The sequence below is a fragment of the Stenotrophomonas sp. YJH_SMC_17 genome (assembly GCF_059371655.1).
In genome coordinates this window covers 37,963-51,537 of sequence record NZ_JCAFUU010000011.1, presented here as the reverse complement: position 1 = coordinate 51,537, position 13,575 = coordinate 37,963, and the positions used below count along the sequence as shown (strand labels likewise).

9 protein-coding genes are annotated in these 13,575 nt (G+C 66.0%); 1 reads left to right on the top strand and 8 read right to left on the bottom strand.

The features are described from left to right. Nucleotides 1–62 precede the first annotated feature (62 nt). Nucleotides 63–932, top strand: coding sequence for a diffusible signal factor synthase RpfF (rpfF, locus tag AC5P8Z_RS19255; protein WP_286071866.1), 870 nt, complete (start codon nucleotides 63–65; stop codon nucleotides 930–932). Between the two features lie 12 nt (nucleotides 933–944). Here the strand turns inward: rpfF and AC5P8Z_RS19250 are convergent, their stop codons facing one another. The 8 genes from AC5P8Z_RS19250 to AC5P8Z_RS19215 all read right to left on the bottom strand — a co-directional run bounded on the left by AC5P8Z_RS19250 (nucleotide 945) and on the right by AC5P8Z_RS19215 (nucleotide 13,524). After that, nucleotides 945–3,665: a response regulator gene (locus AC5P8Z_RS19250; protein WP_495229785.1), complete on the bottom strand. Its 2,721-nt coding sequence runs from the start codon at nucleotides 3,663–3,665 to the stop codon at nucleotides 945–947. 1 nt (nucleotide 3,666) lies between these two features. Further along, nucleotides 3,667–4,806, bottom strand: a complete 1,140-nt coding sequence (rpfG, locus tag AC5P8Z_RS19245) for a cyclic di-GMP phosphodiesterase response regulator RpfG (protein ID WP_286071864.1) — start codon at nucleotides 4,804–4,806, stop codon at nucleotides 3,667–3,669. Nucleotides 4,807–5,011: 205 nt separating this feature from the next. Beyond that, nucleotides 5,012–6,523, bottom strand: coding sequence for a lysine--tRNA ligase (lysS, locus tag AC5P8Z_RS19240; RefSeq protein WP_286071863.1), 1,512 nt, complete (start codon nucleotides 6,521–6,523; stop codon nucleotides 5,012–5,014). A gap of 146 nt (nucleotides 6,524–6,669) precedes the next feature. Further along, the gene (locus AC5P8Z_RS19235; RefSeq protein ID WP_495229784.1) at nucleotides 6,670–8,310 is read right to left on the bottom strand and encodes an acetolactate synthase large subunit; all 1,641 of its coding nucleotides are present in this window, start codon (nucleotides 8,308–8,310) and stop codon (nucleotides 6,670–6,672) included. Nucleotides 8,311–8,375: 65 nt separating this feature from the next. Then, the gene (locus AC5P8Z_RS19230; protein WP_495229783.1) at nucleotides 8,376–9,761 is read right to left on the bottom strand and encodes an NAD-dependent succinate-semialdehyde dehydrogenase; all 1,386 of its coding nucleotides are present in this window, start codon (nucleotides 9,759–9,761) and stop codon (nucleotides 8,376–8,378) included. 635 nt (nucleotides 9,762–10,396) lie between these two features. Next, nucleotides 10,397–11,179 carry a helix-turn-helix transcriptional regulator gene (locus AC5P8Z_RS19225; RefSeq protein WP_295568135.1) on the bottom strand — a complete coding sequence of 261 codons (783 nt, stop codon included), beginning with the start codon at nucleotides 11,177–11,179 and terminating at the stop codon, nucleotides 10,397–10,399. 154 nt (nucleotides 11,180–11,333) lie between these two features. Further along, nucleotides 11,334–12,459 (bottom strand): peptide chain release factor 2 gene (prfB, locus tag AC5P8Z_RS19220; RefSeq protein ID WP_099551678.1). Its coding sequence is split into 2 segments (ribosomal slippage): nucleotides 11,334–12,383 and nucleotides 12,385–12,459, totalling 1,125 coding nucleotides; the frame shifts between segments, so codons are not numbered across the junction. A 183-nt stretch (nucleotides 12,460–12,642) separates the two neighbouring features. Continuing rightward, a complete protein-coding gene (locus tag AC5P8Z_RS19215; RefSeq protein WP_495229782.1) occupies nucleotides 12,643–13,524 on the bottom strand; it encodes a LytTR family DNA-binding domain-containing protein in 882 nt (293 codons plus the stop codon). Nucleotides 13,525–13,575 lie beyond the last annotated feature (51 nt).

The window sequence follows — 13,575 nt, the reverse complement described above, 5'->3', positions numbered from 1 at the left end:
TCACCCCCTCACCCATCTCCGTCCGCTCTGCGGTTGGCCGGACGGTCATACGGAGAACTCCCATGTCCGCAGTACGCCCCATCATCACCCGCCCCTCGCAGCACCCCACCCTGCGCATTACCGAAGAACCCGAGCGGGATGTCTACTGGATCCACATGCATGCCAATCTGGTCAACCAGCCGGGGCGGCCGTGCTTTGCCTCACGCCTGGTGGATGACATCGTCGATTACCAGCGCGAACTGGGCGATCGCCTCAGCGCCTCGCACGTCCTGTCCCCCCATGTCGTTCTGGCCTCGGACAGCGACGTATTCAACCTGGGTGGCGATCTTGAGCTGTTCTGCCGCCTGATCCGTGAAGGCGATCGCGCTCGCCTGCTCGACTACGCCCAGCGCTGCGTGCGCGGGGTGCATGCCTTCCATGCCGGGCTGGGCGCCCGCGCGCACAGCATCGCCCTGGTCCAGGGCAATGCGCTGGGAGGCGGCTTCGAGGCGGCCCTCAGCTGCCACACCATCATTGCCGAGGAAGGCGTGCTGATGGGCCTGCCGGAGGTGCTTTTCGACCTGTTCCCCGGCATGGGCGCCTACTCCTTCCTGTGCCAGCGGATCAGCCCGCGCCTGGCAGAGAAGATCATGCTGGAAGGCAATCTCTACACCGCCAGCCAACTGAAGGAGATGGGCCTGGTCGACATCGTGGTACCGGTCGGCGAAGGCGTGGCCGCGGTCGAACAGGTGATCAAGGACAGCAAGCGCATCCCGCACGCCTGGGCAGCGATGCGCGAGGTCAACGAGATCGCCACCATGGTGCCGCTGCACGAAATGATGCGGATCACCGAGATCTGGGTGGACACCGCCATGCAGCTCGGCGAGAAGTCCCTGCGCACGATGGATCGCCTGGTGCGGGCGCAGGCCCGGCGCAATGGCGACCCGGCCTGACAGCCCGGTGGTTCAGATCGGGCTGCGCTCACTGTCATCGCGGTGCGGCGTTGCCGCACTACGGGCAGCCAGCGCATTCCTGCCGTTGCGCAGGGCGGCCGCCAGACTGCCGAGGCGGGTGCTCCACTCGCCTTTCAGCTGCCAGTCCGGCATGCGCATGATCTCGCCACTGGAGGCGGCAACCTGGACGAGCCCCAGGTTGCTCGCCACGCCACGCAGCGCGTGGGCATGCTCGCGGAAGTCCTCCCAGGCCTGGCGCTCACCGCTGGCCTGCAGCTGGCCCATGCTCGCATCGACATCCACCAGGCACTGGTCGATGAATTTGCGCTCAAAGCCGTCACCCATACCCAGCGAGGCCAGCTCGTCCAGTACTGCGGTATCGAGCACGCCCTCGCCCACCGGCAACGCGGGCACCGACTGGATGCCGGACTCGGCACGGGTGTTGGCCGCCACATCGGCCAGCACCTCCAGCAGACGGGTGGCGACCACCGGCTTGGCCAGGAACGCGCGCGCGCCGGCCTGTTCGCAGCGCAGGATCGATTCGGGGGTGACATCGGCGCTGAGCACCATCACCGGCACATAGGGCATGCCGCTGGCCTGCATCACCCGCAACTGCTTGAGCAGGTCCAGGCCGCTCATGCCGGGCATGTGCAGATCGACGATAGCCGCGTCGTAACTGGCCTGTTCGAGTGCATCGAGCACTTCGGCACCGCCGTTGACGCAGGTGACCTTGTGGCCCGCTTTCTCCAGAAGGCGCTGCAGCACCATCCGGTTGGCTTCGTGGTCGTCAGCCACCAGCACGCGCAGGCTGCGCACGCGCGCGCGGTGACGCAGGAACGGGTTGGAGAACGCGATGACATTGCCGGCTTCGGCCACGTCGGATGGTGCGGTCGGCACCGCCGGAACATCGGCGACGTCCAGCGTGATCTCGACCCAGAACACGCTGCCACGTGGACTGTTCGGCGCGTAGCCGACCTGGCCGCCCATCGATTCGACCAGGCCCTTGGCGATGGCCGTGCCCAGCCCGGTGCCTTCGTGCCGGCGGGCCAGGCCGACATCGCCCTGCTCGAAGGCATTGAACAGACGGCCACGCAACGCCACCGGCACACCGATGCCGGTATCGACGATCTCGAAACGCAGGCGCACCCGCTCGCTGCCGAGCGCATCGGGGCTGGACACGCGCAGATGGACATAGCCGCTGTCGGTGAACTTGACCGCATTGCCCATCAGGTTGAGCAGGATCTGCTGCAGGTGCCCGGCATCGCCGAGCAGCCGTGGCGGCACGTTCTCGTCCACCTGCACGCGGTAATCCAGCGATTTGGAGCGGGTCTGCGGCGTCAGGATCAGGTTGATCGCCTGCAGCACGTCGGCCAACGCGAACTCGTGCCACTCCACGCGAACCTTGCCGGCTTCGATCGCGGAGATGTCCAGCACCTCTTCCACCAGCGCCAGCAGGCTGCGGGTCGAGGCCTGGATGGTGTTGAGGCACTCGCGCTGTTCATCGTCCAGTCGGGTGGTGGCCAGCACTTCGGTCATGCCCGCCAGGCCGTTGAGCGGCGTGCGGAACTCATGGCTCATGTTGGCCAGGAAGCGGCTCTTTGCTTCGTTGGCCTGGCGTGCTTCGGCCACCGCGCGGGTCAACGCATGCAGCAACGAGTCGAAGTACAGCGGGATCGCGCCCAGGCCCAGCAGCAGGCCCCAGCCCAGGTAGTCATGGTCACGCCAGTACGGCGACAGCATCACCGTACACAGGAACGCCAGGAACCCCATGGCCGTGGCCACGCGCAGGTAGGTACTGCCGTAGCGCATGCCGTTGCCGATCGTCACCCACAGCATCACCGCGTACAGCGGTGCCGCCGGCTCGCCCTGGATGGTCATGATCCAGGCCATGCAGGTGTAGTCGGTCAGCATGCCGATCACCCGGCGCACATGCGACACGCCCGGATTGATCAGGATCGCGGTCAACAGACCGGCGGAAATGGTCAGTTCGAAGGCCAGGATCAACCACGTCGTGGTCAGCGCCTCGCCACCACCGCTCAGCGAACGCCAGCCCAGGTAGCTGATGAACAGCGCCGTGATCACGATGCGGATCAGGTTCTGCGCATGCTCGCTGTCCTCGCGCCCGGCCAGGCGCTGCTTGAAACGGGCCAGCAGCGAACGCGATGCGGTGACGGCGGGGGTGGTATCCATGGTCGGATGTCGCATCCTTCGGCGCAGCAGGGAGGAACAGCACAGCGGCACTGCCAGCAATCCCAACCACAGGGAAATGGCCAGGCCCAGGTTCGCCTGCCAGTACGGCGTCAGCAGCACGGTGGTGCCGAAACTGGCCATTGCCAGCACGATGGCGGCGGCCAGGTAACGCGACCCGAAACGCAGTCCATTACCGACCGTCACCCACATCACCACTGCGTACACCCAGGCCAGTGGCTCGCCCATCTGGATCATGCCGACCGCGATCAGCCCGTAGTCGGCCAGCATCCCGGCCACCCGCCGCGGGTCGGAGCGCTCCGGCTTCCACAGCAACCAGCCGAACAGCAGCAGCGACAGACCCAACCCGGTCAGCACCGTGGCCAGCACGCCCTGGTACTGCTCCAGCCGATGCAGGCGGGCGCCTGACAGCAGCACATAGACCAGGATCAGCGAGATCAACACCACCCGTACGATGGCCTGGCCATGCTCCGAATCCGGACGCTGCGCCAGCCGGCGCTTCACGCGTGCCAACAGATCCTGCATGTCACCCACCCGGTCGCGTCGATGCCGTCGAGTGCTGCGCGCAGATATCCATCAGCTGCTGGTGGCCACGCATCAGCGCATCCACGCAACGCGGATCGAACAGTCGGCCACGCTGGGCGTAGAGATAGGCCAGTGTGGCTTCCATGGTCCATGCTTCCTTGTACGGACGGGGGGAGATCAGTGCATCGAAGACGTCCGCCACGGCCACGATCCGCGCTTCCAGCGGGATCGCCTCGCCGACCAGCCCATCGGGGTAGCCGCTGCCGTCATAGCGCTCGTGGTGGCGCAGTGCGATCAGCGCGCCAACCTGGATGAAACGGTTCTGGCTGCCACTGAGCAGCTCGTGGCCGATGCGCGGGTGCCGGCGCATGATCGCCAGCTCCTCGTCATTGAGCTTGCCCTGCTTGAGCAGCACGGCATCGGGAATGGCGATCTTGCCCATGTCGTGCAGCGGCGCCGCCATCTCGATCAGCTTGACGTCGTCCTCGGGCAGGCCCAGCTGCTCGGCGATCAGACCGGCCACGCGCGCCATGCGTTCCAGATACGCGCTGGTGCCGGCATCACGGAACTCGATCGCCCTGGCCAATCGCGAAAGGGTCTCGCGTTCCCGCTCCTCGACCTCGTGCATGCTGGCCAGCAGCCGCTGCTCCAGCGACAGCGCACGCTGCTTCACGTTCTCGGTCTGCTGGCGCAGCTGCAACAGGTTGTAGCAACGCGCGCGCAGTTCGCGCGGGCGGATCGGCTTGACCAGGAAATCGATGACGCCGGCCTCGAGCGCGGCCTGCCGGATCGGCTCGTCACCGACCACGGTGATCAGGATCACCGGAATGTCCCGGTGCTTGGGCAGGCGACGGAAACGGCGGGCGAACTCCAGCCCGTCCATCTCCGGCATGCGGTAATCGAGCAGCAGCAGGTCGACCGGATGCGCCTCGCACCACGCCAATGCGGTCAACGGGTCGCCGAAGTCATACACGCTCAGTTCGGGCGCGATGTCCTCGATGACGTGACGCAGCATCGTCCGCGCGGACGTCTGGTCGTCAACAATGACGATATTCAACGCGTACTCTGCCTGGTTTCTCGACCATGCTGGATCATCAGCAGGCGAGGATACCCTGCCGCTGCGAACGCTCGCACCCTGCATCGGCCTGACTCCCGTGTCATGCGTCCCGGTTCATGATCGTCATCACATTGTGAAGCGGACTCTCCACAATGCGCCATCCCCCTGGCGCCGATCAAGCCATAACAGGCGTCAAGGTAGTGCATTAACGATACGCCGAGTGCGGGACGCGTCAATCGCGCCGTCTCGTTTCGGGACGGCGCGCACAATCAGGAGTCAGAAAAGCGACTTACTGCTCTGGACGCATGTACGGGAACAGCAGCACGTCGCGGATCGAGCTGCTGCCGGTCAGCAGCATCACCAGGCGATCGACGCCGATGCCCAGGCCGCCAGTCGGTGCCATGCCGTACTCCAGCGCACGGATGTAGTCGGCGTCGTAGTGCATGGCCTCGTCGTCGCCACCTTCCTTCGCGGCCACCTGGGCCTGGAAGCGCTGAGCCTGGTCTTCCGGGTCGTTCAGCTCGGAGAAGCCGTTGGCCAGCTCCTTGCCGTTGACGAACAGCTCGAAGCGGTCGGTGTAGCCCGGATCATTGTCGTTGGCACGGGCCAGCGGCGAGACCTCCACCGGGTGATCGGTGATGAAGGTCGGCTGGATCAGGGTGTGCTCGACGGTAGCCTCGAAGATCTCCAGCAGCAGCTTGCCCCAGCCGTAGGACGGCTTGACGCGGATCTTCAAGCGCTCGCAATGGCGCAGCAGCGCCTCGCGGTCGGTGCAGTCGGCCGCGGAGATTTCCGGGTTGTGGTGCCGCACCGCTTCATCCATGCGCCAGCGGCGGAAGGCCGGGCCCAGGTCGATCTTCGCGCCGTCCCATTCCACCTCGGTGCCCCCGTTCACGGCCTGGGCCACGTCACGGATCACGCCTTCGGTCAGGTCCATGATCTCGTTGTACGTGGCGTAGGCCTCGTACAGCTCCATCATGGTGAATTCCGGGTTGTGGCGGGTACTGACGCCTTCGTTGCGGAAGTTGCGGTTGATCTCGTAGACGCGCTCCAGGCCACCCACGGTCAGGCGCTTGAGGTACAGCTCCGGCGCCACGCGCAGGTACAGGTCCAGGTCCAGCGCGTTGTGATGGGTGGTGAACGGCTTGGCCGCCGCGCCGCCGGGGATGTAATGCATCATCGGCGTCTCGACTTCCAGGAAGTCGCGGTTGTCCAGCCACGCGCGCATGGCGCGGATGATCTTAGAGCGCTTGATGAACACCGCGCGCGATTCCGGGGTCACGATCAGGTCGACGTAGCGCTGGCGGTAGCGCTGCTCGACGTCGGCCAGGCCATGCCACTTGTCCGGCAGCGGGCGCAGCGACTTGGTCAGCAGGCGGATCGACTCGGCCTTGACCGACAGCTCGCCGGTCTTGGTACGGGTCAGGCCGCCTTCGACGGCGATGATGTCGCCCACGTCCCACCCCTTGAAGGCGGTGTAGGCGTCGCCCAGCGCGGCCCCCTGCAGGAACAGCTGGATGCGGCCGGACTCGTCCTGGATCTGCGCGAAGCTGGCCTTGCCCATGATGCGCTTGGCCATCAGGCGGCCGGCCATCTTCACCTGGCGGCCGTTGCCTTCCAGCGCCTCGGCGGTCCACTGCCCGGCATCGGCGAATTCTTCCTGCAGGCGACCGGCGAAATCCTGGCGACGGAAGTCGTTCGGGTACGCGATGCCCTGCCCACGCAGCGCTTTGAGTTTCTCACGGCGCTCGGCGATCAACTTGTTTTCGTCGACGGGGGGGGTATCGGTAGCTTCGCTCATGGATCTGCGGGAATCGTGTAGTGAGGGGGGATGCTGCACCCGGCACGGCCGGCTCCACAGCATACCAAAACCACCCTGCCCCGGCCCGGAGAGGGGTCAGATCCTTTACGCAGCAAAGGGATCTGGCCCCATCAGCGGATCGGCGCCTACCCGTTCCCGGGGAACGCCTGCCGCAACTCATCAACCAGCACCCGCTGGTTCTCCGAGTAATCGATCGGCACTGACACCAGATGCACACCGCCGTCATTGAACGCCGCCTCCAGGGTCGGGATGAACTGCTCGATGGCGGTTACCTCATGCCCCTTGCAGCCATAGGCCTCGGCGTACTTGACGAAATCCGGGTTGCTGAAGGTCATGCCGTAGTCGGTGAAGCCATCCACCGCCTGCTTCCAGCGGATCATCCCGTAGGAGCCGTCGTTGAGGATCAGCACCACCAGGTTCAGGCCCAGCCGGCGCGCGGTCTCCAGCTCCTGGCTGTTCATCATGAACCCGCCGTCGCCGCACACCGCCAGCACCCGCCGCTGCGGGTACAGGATCGAGGCCATGATCGCCGACGGCAGGCCCGCGCCCATGGTCGCCAGCGCGTTGTCCAGCAGCAGCGTGTTGGCCACCTGGGTGCGGTAATTGCGCGCAAACCAGATCTTGTACATGCCGTTGTCCAGCGCCACGATGCCGTCCGGCGGCATCACCTGGCGCACGTCGTGCACCAGCCTCTGAGGGGTGAAACCCGCTTCTTCGGCACGGGCAGCGATGTGCTCGAGAATGGTCGCACGCAGCGGCAGCAGCGCATCGGCGTTCGGCACCGCGCCTTCGATACGGTCAGCCAACTGGGTCAACGAACGACCGATATCGCCGATCACTTCCACCTGCGGGAAGTACACCTGCTCCACCGCCGCCTGCGAGTAGCCGATATGGATCACGGTCGGGCCACCCGGGCGCATCACGAACGGAGGCTTCTCGGTCACTTCATGGCCGATGGTCACGATCACGTCGGCCTGGTCGATGGCCATGTGCACGTAGTCGCGCTCGGTCAGCGCCGCGGTGCCCATGTACAGGCCCGAGCCACCGGCCACCGCGCCCTTGCCCATCTGCGTGGTGAAGAACGGGATGCCGGCACGCAGCACGAACGCCGACAGCGCCTCGCTGGACTGCGGTCGCGACGCTGCCGAGGCGATCATCAGCAGCGGGCGCCTGGCATTACGGATGATCTCGGCCGCGCGGTCCAGCGCCTCCGGGCTGGCGATCGGCCGCTCCACCGCGTGCGGTGGAATCAGCGCCGCGCCCTCGACTTCATTGGCCGCGATATCTTCCGGCAGCTCCAGCAGCACCGGTCCGGGGCGCTCCTCCTGGGCAACACGGAATGCCTCGCGCACGATGGTCGGGATGGTGCGTGCCGAGACGATCTGCCGCGCCTGCTTGGTCAGCGGCTTCATCGTGCTGACGATGTCGACGATCTGGAAGCGCGCCTGCTTGCTGGCGACGATGCCCTTCTGGCCGGTGATCATGATGACCGGCCACGCGCCGAGCAGTGCATAGGCGGCGCCGGTGGTGAAGTTCAATGCACCCGGGCCGAGCGTGGCCAGGCACACGCCCGGCTTGCCGGTCAGGCGGCCATAGGTGGCGGCCATGAACACCGCTGCCTGTTCGTGGCGGGTGATCACCAGCTCGATGCTGGAATGACGGAGCGACTCGACAACGTCGAGGTTCTCTTCGCCGGGAATCCCGAAAATGCGCTCGACGCCTTCGTTCTCAAGTGCGGCGACGAGCAGGTCTGAACCCTTGGACATGGGAATGCCGTCCTTTTTTTGCTGGACTGGTGGTGGATCGTTGCAGGAAGGGTGGAAGCCGCGCGTCAACGCTTGTCGAACCACACCGTCTGCGCGTTGACGAACTCGCGGATGCCGAAGTGCGAGAGCTCACGGCCGAAGCCGCTCTTCTTCACACCGCCGATCGGCACGCGCGGGTCCGAAGCCGAGAAGCCGTTGACGAAGACGCCGCCGGTCTGCAGCCGGCGCGCCAGCTGCATCGCACGGGCACGATCGCCGGTCCACAGGTTGCCACTGAGGCCGAACTCGCTCTGGTTGGCCAGGTCCACCGCATGGTCGGCGTCCCGAGCGCGGCTGATCGAGGCAACCGGCCCGAAGGTCTCGGTATCGAAAGCCTGCATGCCCGGCTCCACGTCAGCCAGCACCGTGGGGGCATAGAACGCGCCCGGACGATCCAGCTGATGGCCGCCGACCAGCAGCTTCGCGCCCGCGTCCACCGAAGCGCGCACCTGCGCGTCGAGCTGTTCCAGCAGGTCCTGGCGTGCCATCGGGCCGATGCGGTTGCCGGGATCGCGGCCGTCACCGATGGTCAGCGCCTGCACCTTCCGGCAGAACTGCGCCACGAAACGATCGTAGACCGCGTCTTCGACGATGATGCGCTTGCCGGCGATGCAGACCTGCCCGGTGTTCTGGAAGCGCGAGGCCACCGCCGCATCGACCGCGGCATCGAGGTCGGCATCGGCCAGCACGATGAACGGATCGGAACCGCCCAGTTCCAGCACCACCTTCTTCAGCGCCTGCCCGGCCTGGGCAGCGATGCTGCGCCCGGCGGCAACGCTGCCGGTCAGGGTTACCGCCGCGATGCGGTCATCGGCGATCGCGCGGCTGGTGCCCTCGCGGCTGATGTTGGCGGCGATGAACGTACCTTCCGGCAAGCCAGCGTCACGCCAGGCGGCATCGAGCAGCTGCGCGGTACCGACAATGTTCTCGGCCGGCTTCAGCAGGAAGCCGTTGCCCCCCATCAGGATCGGCACTGTCGCGCGCATTACCTGCCAGTACGGGAAATTCCACGGCATGATGCCCAGCACCACGCCCAGCGGCAGGTAGGACACGTAAGCCTTGTCGTCGGGCACCTGGGTCGGTTCGTCGCGCAGGAACCGTGCCCCGTTGTCGGCGTACCAGTCGCACAGCACGGCGCACTTCTCGATCTCGGCCAGCGATTCGGCCTGCACCTTGCCCATTTCAGCGGTGGCCAGCGCGGCCAGCTTGTCGCGGTCACGGCGCAGTACGGTGGCCATTGCGCGCAGTACCTCGGCCCGATGTTCGAGGCTGCGGGTGCTCCAGGCGGCGAAGCCAACCTGGCCGCGATCGAGGATGGCGTCCAGTTCGGCGTCGGTAGCGAAGGGATGGCTGGCGATCTGCTGGCCGGTGGCCGGATCGCGGGAAATGGCGGTACTGGGGGCAGCGGACATGCAGGTCTCCTGGTGTCTCGACGACGGGCGGTGGCACGTCTCCTGCACAGGAATGTGGACCCGATTGGTGGAGGCAACAAGGCGTCTGCGTATCCTGTGACCTGCACTTACCTGCCTGAATGGGGTTATCGGCAGGGCTGCGCCCTGCACCCGCAGAGGCCAGGGCAACGTCAAGGTCAAAGGCCTGCATTCCGTGGGATGGCGGGGTGGGTCCGGTTGCGGGGGACGGCGTGAATACGTCCATGTAGCCTCGGTCGCGCCATCCATGGCGCTCACGCCCCCGCAACCGGACCCACCCCGCCTTCGACATTTTTCCGCGATCTGTCGGGAATGCTCTTGGGGTCAGATCCGTTTTCCTATGGAAACGGATCTGACCCCGAAATTTCTTTCGCTATCTGACAGATGTGTCCACCAAGGTCGACACCTGCCGACAGCCGCGGAGATCTGTCGAAGGTGGGACGGTGTCGGAGTGCGGGGTGTCAGCCGCATGGATGCGGCTGCCAAGCCTACACGGACGTACTTGCGGCGTCCCCGCACTCCGACACGGCCCCGCCAAACCACGGAATCCAGCTCTGGCTTTGGCTTTGGCCGTTGTATTGAGCGGGTGCAGGGCTGCAAGCCCTGGCGAACATCCCCTACTTGCGCGGCAGGTAAGTAACCAGAGAAAGATCGTGCCGGCTCTCCGGCACCAGCGCCACATACTGCAGGTCCAGCAACCCGCGTGTGGGATGGTTCAACTTCTTCGCACCTTCATCGAACCGACGCACATCGTGCTCCGGCCACCACTGGCGGAACTCCTCACTATGCGCCGCGATGTCCTCCACCAGCGCCAGGAACGGCGCCTTGTCCGGCGCCTGCGCCATCGCCGCGCGGAACCCCGCCAGCAGGCCGCGGGTCATTTCTTCCCAGTTGAGGATCAGCGTGCGGTACGGCGGGTACAGGAACATCAGCCGCAGCGTGTTGCGCTCGTGCGGCGACAGCTCGCTGTAGTCCACGAAAAGATCGGCGATGGCCGAATTCCAGGCCAGGATGTCAAAGCGCGTATTGCGTACATACGCCGGGATCGGTTGCATCGCCTCCACCAGCTGGCGCAGGCCGTCGGTCACGCTCTCGTCCGGCGATTCCAGCGGTACGCCATAGCCGGACAGCGCGAACGCATAGGCGCGTTCGTCATCGCTCAGGCGTAGCACCTTCGCCAGGCGCTCGAGCACTTCGGGCGAGGCACGCACTTCGCGGCCCTGCTCGATCCAGGTGTACCAGCTGACACTGACCCCGACGGCCAGCGCCACTTCCTCGCGCTTCAGGCCCGGGGTGCGCCGCCGCCCGGCCGGGAGGCCGAGCGTGGCGGGGTCGACGCGGGCGCGGCAGGCCTTGAGAAAGCCGCCGAGCTCCTTGCGTTCACTTTCGCTTCGCATCATCGCTACCGCCGTACCCGTTGTAGCGTCGAGCCATGCGCGACGCATCTGCAACTGCGCCAACAGCAGCCGAGCATGGGCTCGGCTCTACCGGAAGCGCGATCAGCCACCCTCGGCGTTGCGCGCGAGGGTGATGATATCCGCGCAGGCGCGCCGATCAGGCATCGACGCGCTTGGAGCCTACGGCGAGGCCGGCCTTCAGGCTGGCCTCGACGAACTCGTCCAGGTCGCCGTCGAGCACTTTCTGCGTGTCCGAACGTTCGATACCGGTACGCAGGTCCTTGATGCGGCTCTGGTCCAGCACGTAATTGCGGATCTGGCTGCCCCAGCCGATGTCGGACTTGGTGGCTTCCACCGCGTCCTTCTCGGCGTTGCGCTTCTGGATCTCCAGCTCGTACAGCTTGGCGGCCAGCATCTTCATCGCGTTGTCGCGGTTCTGGTGCTGGCTGCGGCCGGTCTGGCAGGCCACGACGATGTTGGTCGGGATGTGGGTGATACGCACCGCCGACTCGGTCTTGTTCACGTGCTGGCCACCGGCACCGGACGAACGGTACACGTCGGTACGCAGGTCGGCCGGGTTGATGGTGATATCGATGTTGTCATCGATTTCCGGCGACACGAACACCGAGGTGAAGCTGGTGTGGCGGCGGTTGTCCGAGTCGAACGGCGACTTGCGCACCAGGCGGTGCACGCCGGTTTCGGTCTTCAGCCAGCCATAGGCGTAGTCGCCTTCCACGCGCAGGGTGGCCGACTTGATGCCGGCGACATCGCCACCGGACACTTCCATCAGCTCGGTCTTCCAGCCGCGCGATTCGCACCAGCGCAGGTACATGCGCAGCAGGATTTCCGCCCAGTCCTGGGCTTCGGTACCACCGGCACCGGCCTGGATGTCGACGAACGCGGCGGCATTGTCCATCTCGCCGGAGAACATGCGCTGGAACTCCAGCTTCTCCACGTGCGCCTGGTGCTTGTCCAGATCGGCGACCACGGCCAGTGCGGTGTCCTCGTCCTGCTCGGACTCGGCCAGCTCCAGCAGTTCGGTCGCGTCGGTGAGGCCGTCCAGCACCGAGGCGATGCCGCCCACGGTCTTTTCCAGGCTGGAACGCTCGCGGCCCAGGTTCTGGGCGTACTCGGCATTGTTCCAGACGTCGGGGCTTTCCAGCTCCCGCGTTACTTCTTCAAGACGCTCTTTCTTGGCGTCGTAGTCAAAGATACCCCCGAAGCGACAGCACGCGATCGGTCAGATCGGTGATGCGCTGGCGGACAGGATTCAGTTCGATCATGTCGGCGGTTATGCATTCAAAAGATGACTGGCAATGATAGCGCAGGCCGGCGGCGCCCGGAATGAGGGACCCGGCCTGCCGCTGGGAGCCAGCTACTGGTCGACCCGCCCCTGTAGAGTCGACTGTCAGTCGACTGCCTTTCATTCAGGTTGCAGTGACGCCCGCGCTGCGCGCGACAGTCAACTAGCGGTCGACTCTACCCCCACCCGCCCCGCCCAGCGCCTGGCGCAGCACCGGCAGCTGCCGCCGGCTGCACGGCACCTTGGCCCCGTCGGCCATGTGCAGCAGGGCCTCGCCGCCGTCCAGCGGCTCGATCGAGCGCAGCTGGCCACGATGGATCAGCCAGCTGCGGTGCGGGCGCAGGAACACGCCCGGGTCCAGCCGCTGCTCCAGTACCGCCATGGTGATCCGCAGCGGGTAGTCGTGGCCGCGTACCCGCAGGTTCACGTAGTTCCCCGCCGCCTGGGCGTACTCCACATCGCTGGTGGCGACCAGGAACTCCTTGCCCAGCTTGCGCACCAGGAAGTGCTGCGGGCGCTCGACCGGTTCCACCGGGGGGCCTACATCGGGCTCGGCCAACAGGCTCGCCTCGCCCTGCCTGCGCCGCCCGAACCAGCTGGCGAAGTGCTCCAGCGCCACGAACATCGCGAACGTGCGCACATCCTTCAGGTATTCGTAGGCAAAACGCTCCAGCCATCCCGCATCGTCCTGGTAGCGGTAGCCCAGCGATACATAGGCCAGGTGCCGCAGCACCATCATCCCCACCACGTGCAGGAACGACCAGCCCACGCTGGCCAGAAGGTACAGCGGCAAACGCTGCTTCCAGTTATCGGCATGCAGCGGCCAGCGCTCGCAGCCCCACCACAGCAGCGGCAGGGTCAACAGGATCAGGGCGAGGCTGCTGAATTCCCAGATCATCGGCTCCCACAGGCCGAGATCGCTGCCCCGCCGCGAGGCGTCCATCACCTCAACCAGCGCGTTGGTCACCGCCGAGGCCGACAGGATCACTGCCCAGACCAGCAGGCGGGTGGTGGTGCGCCAGCGCGGTGGTCGGCCCTGGGTCATTGCTGCATCCATGTCGTTGCGGTGCTCCAGCCTGCCTCAATGGCCAAAGGG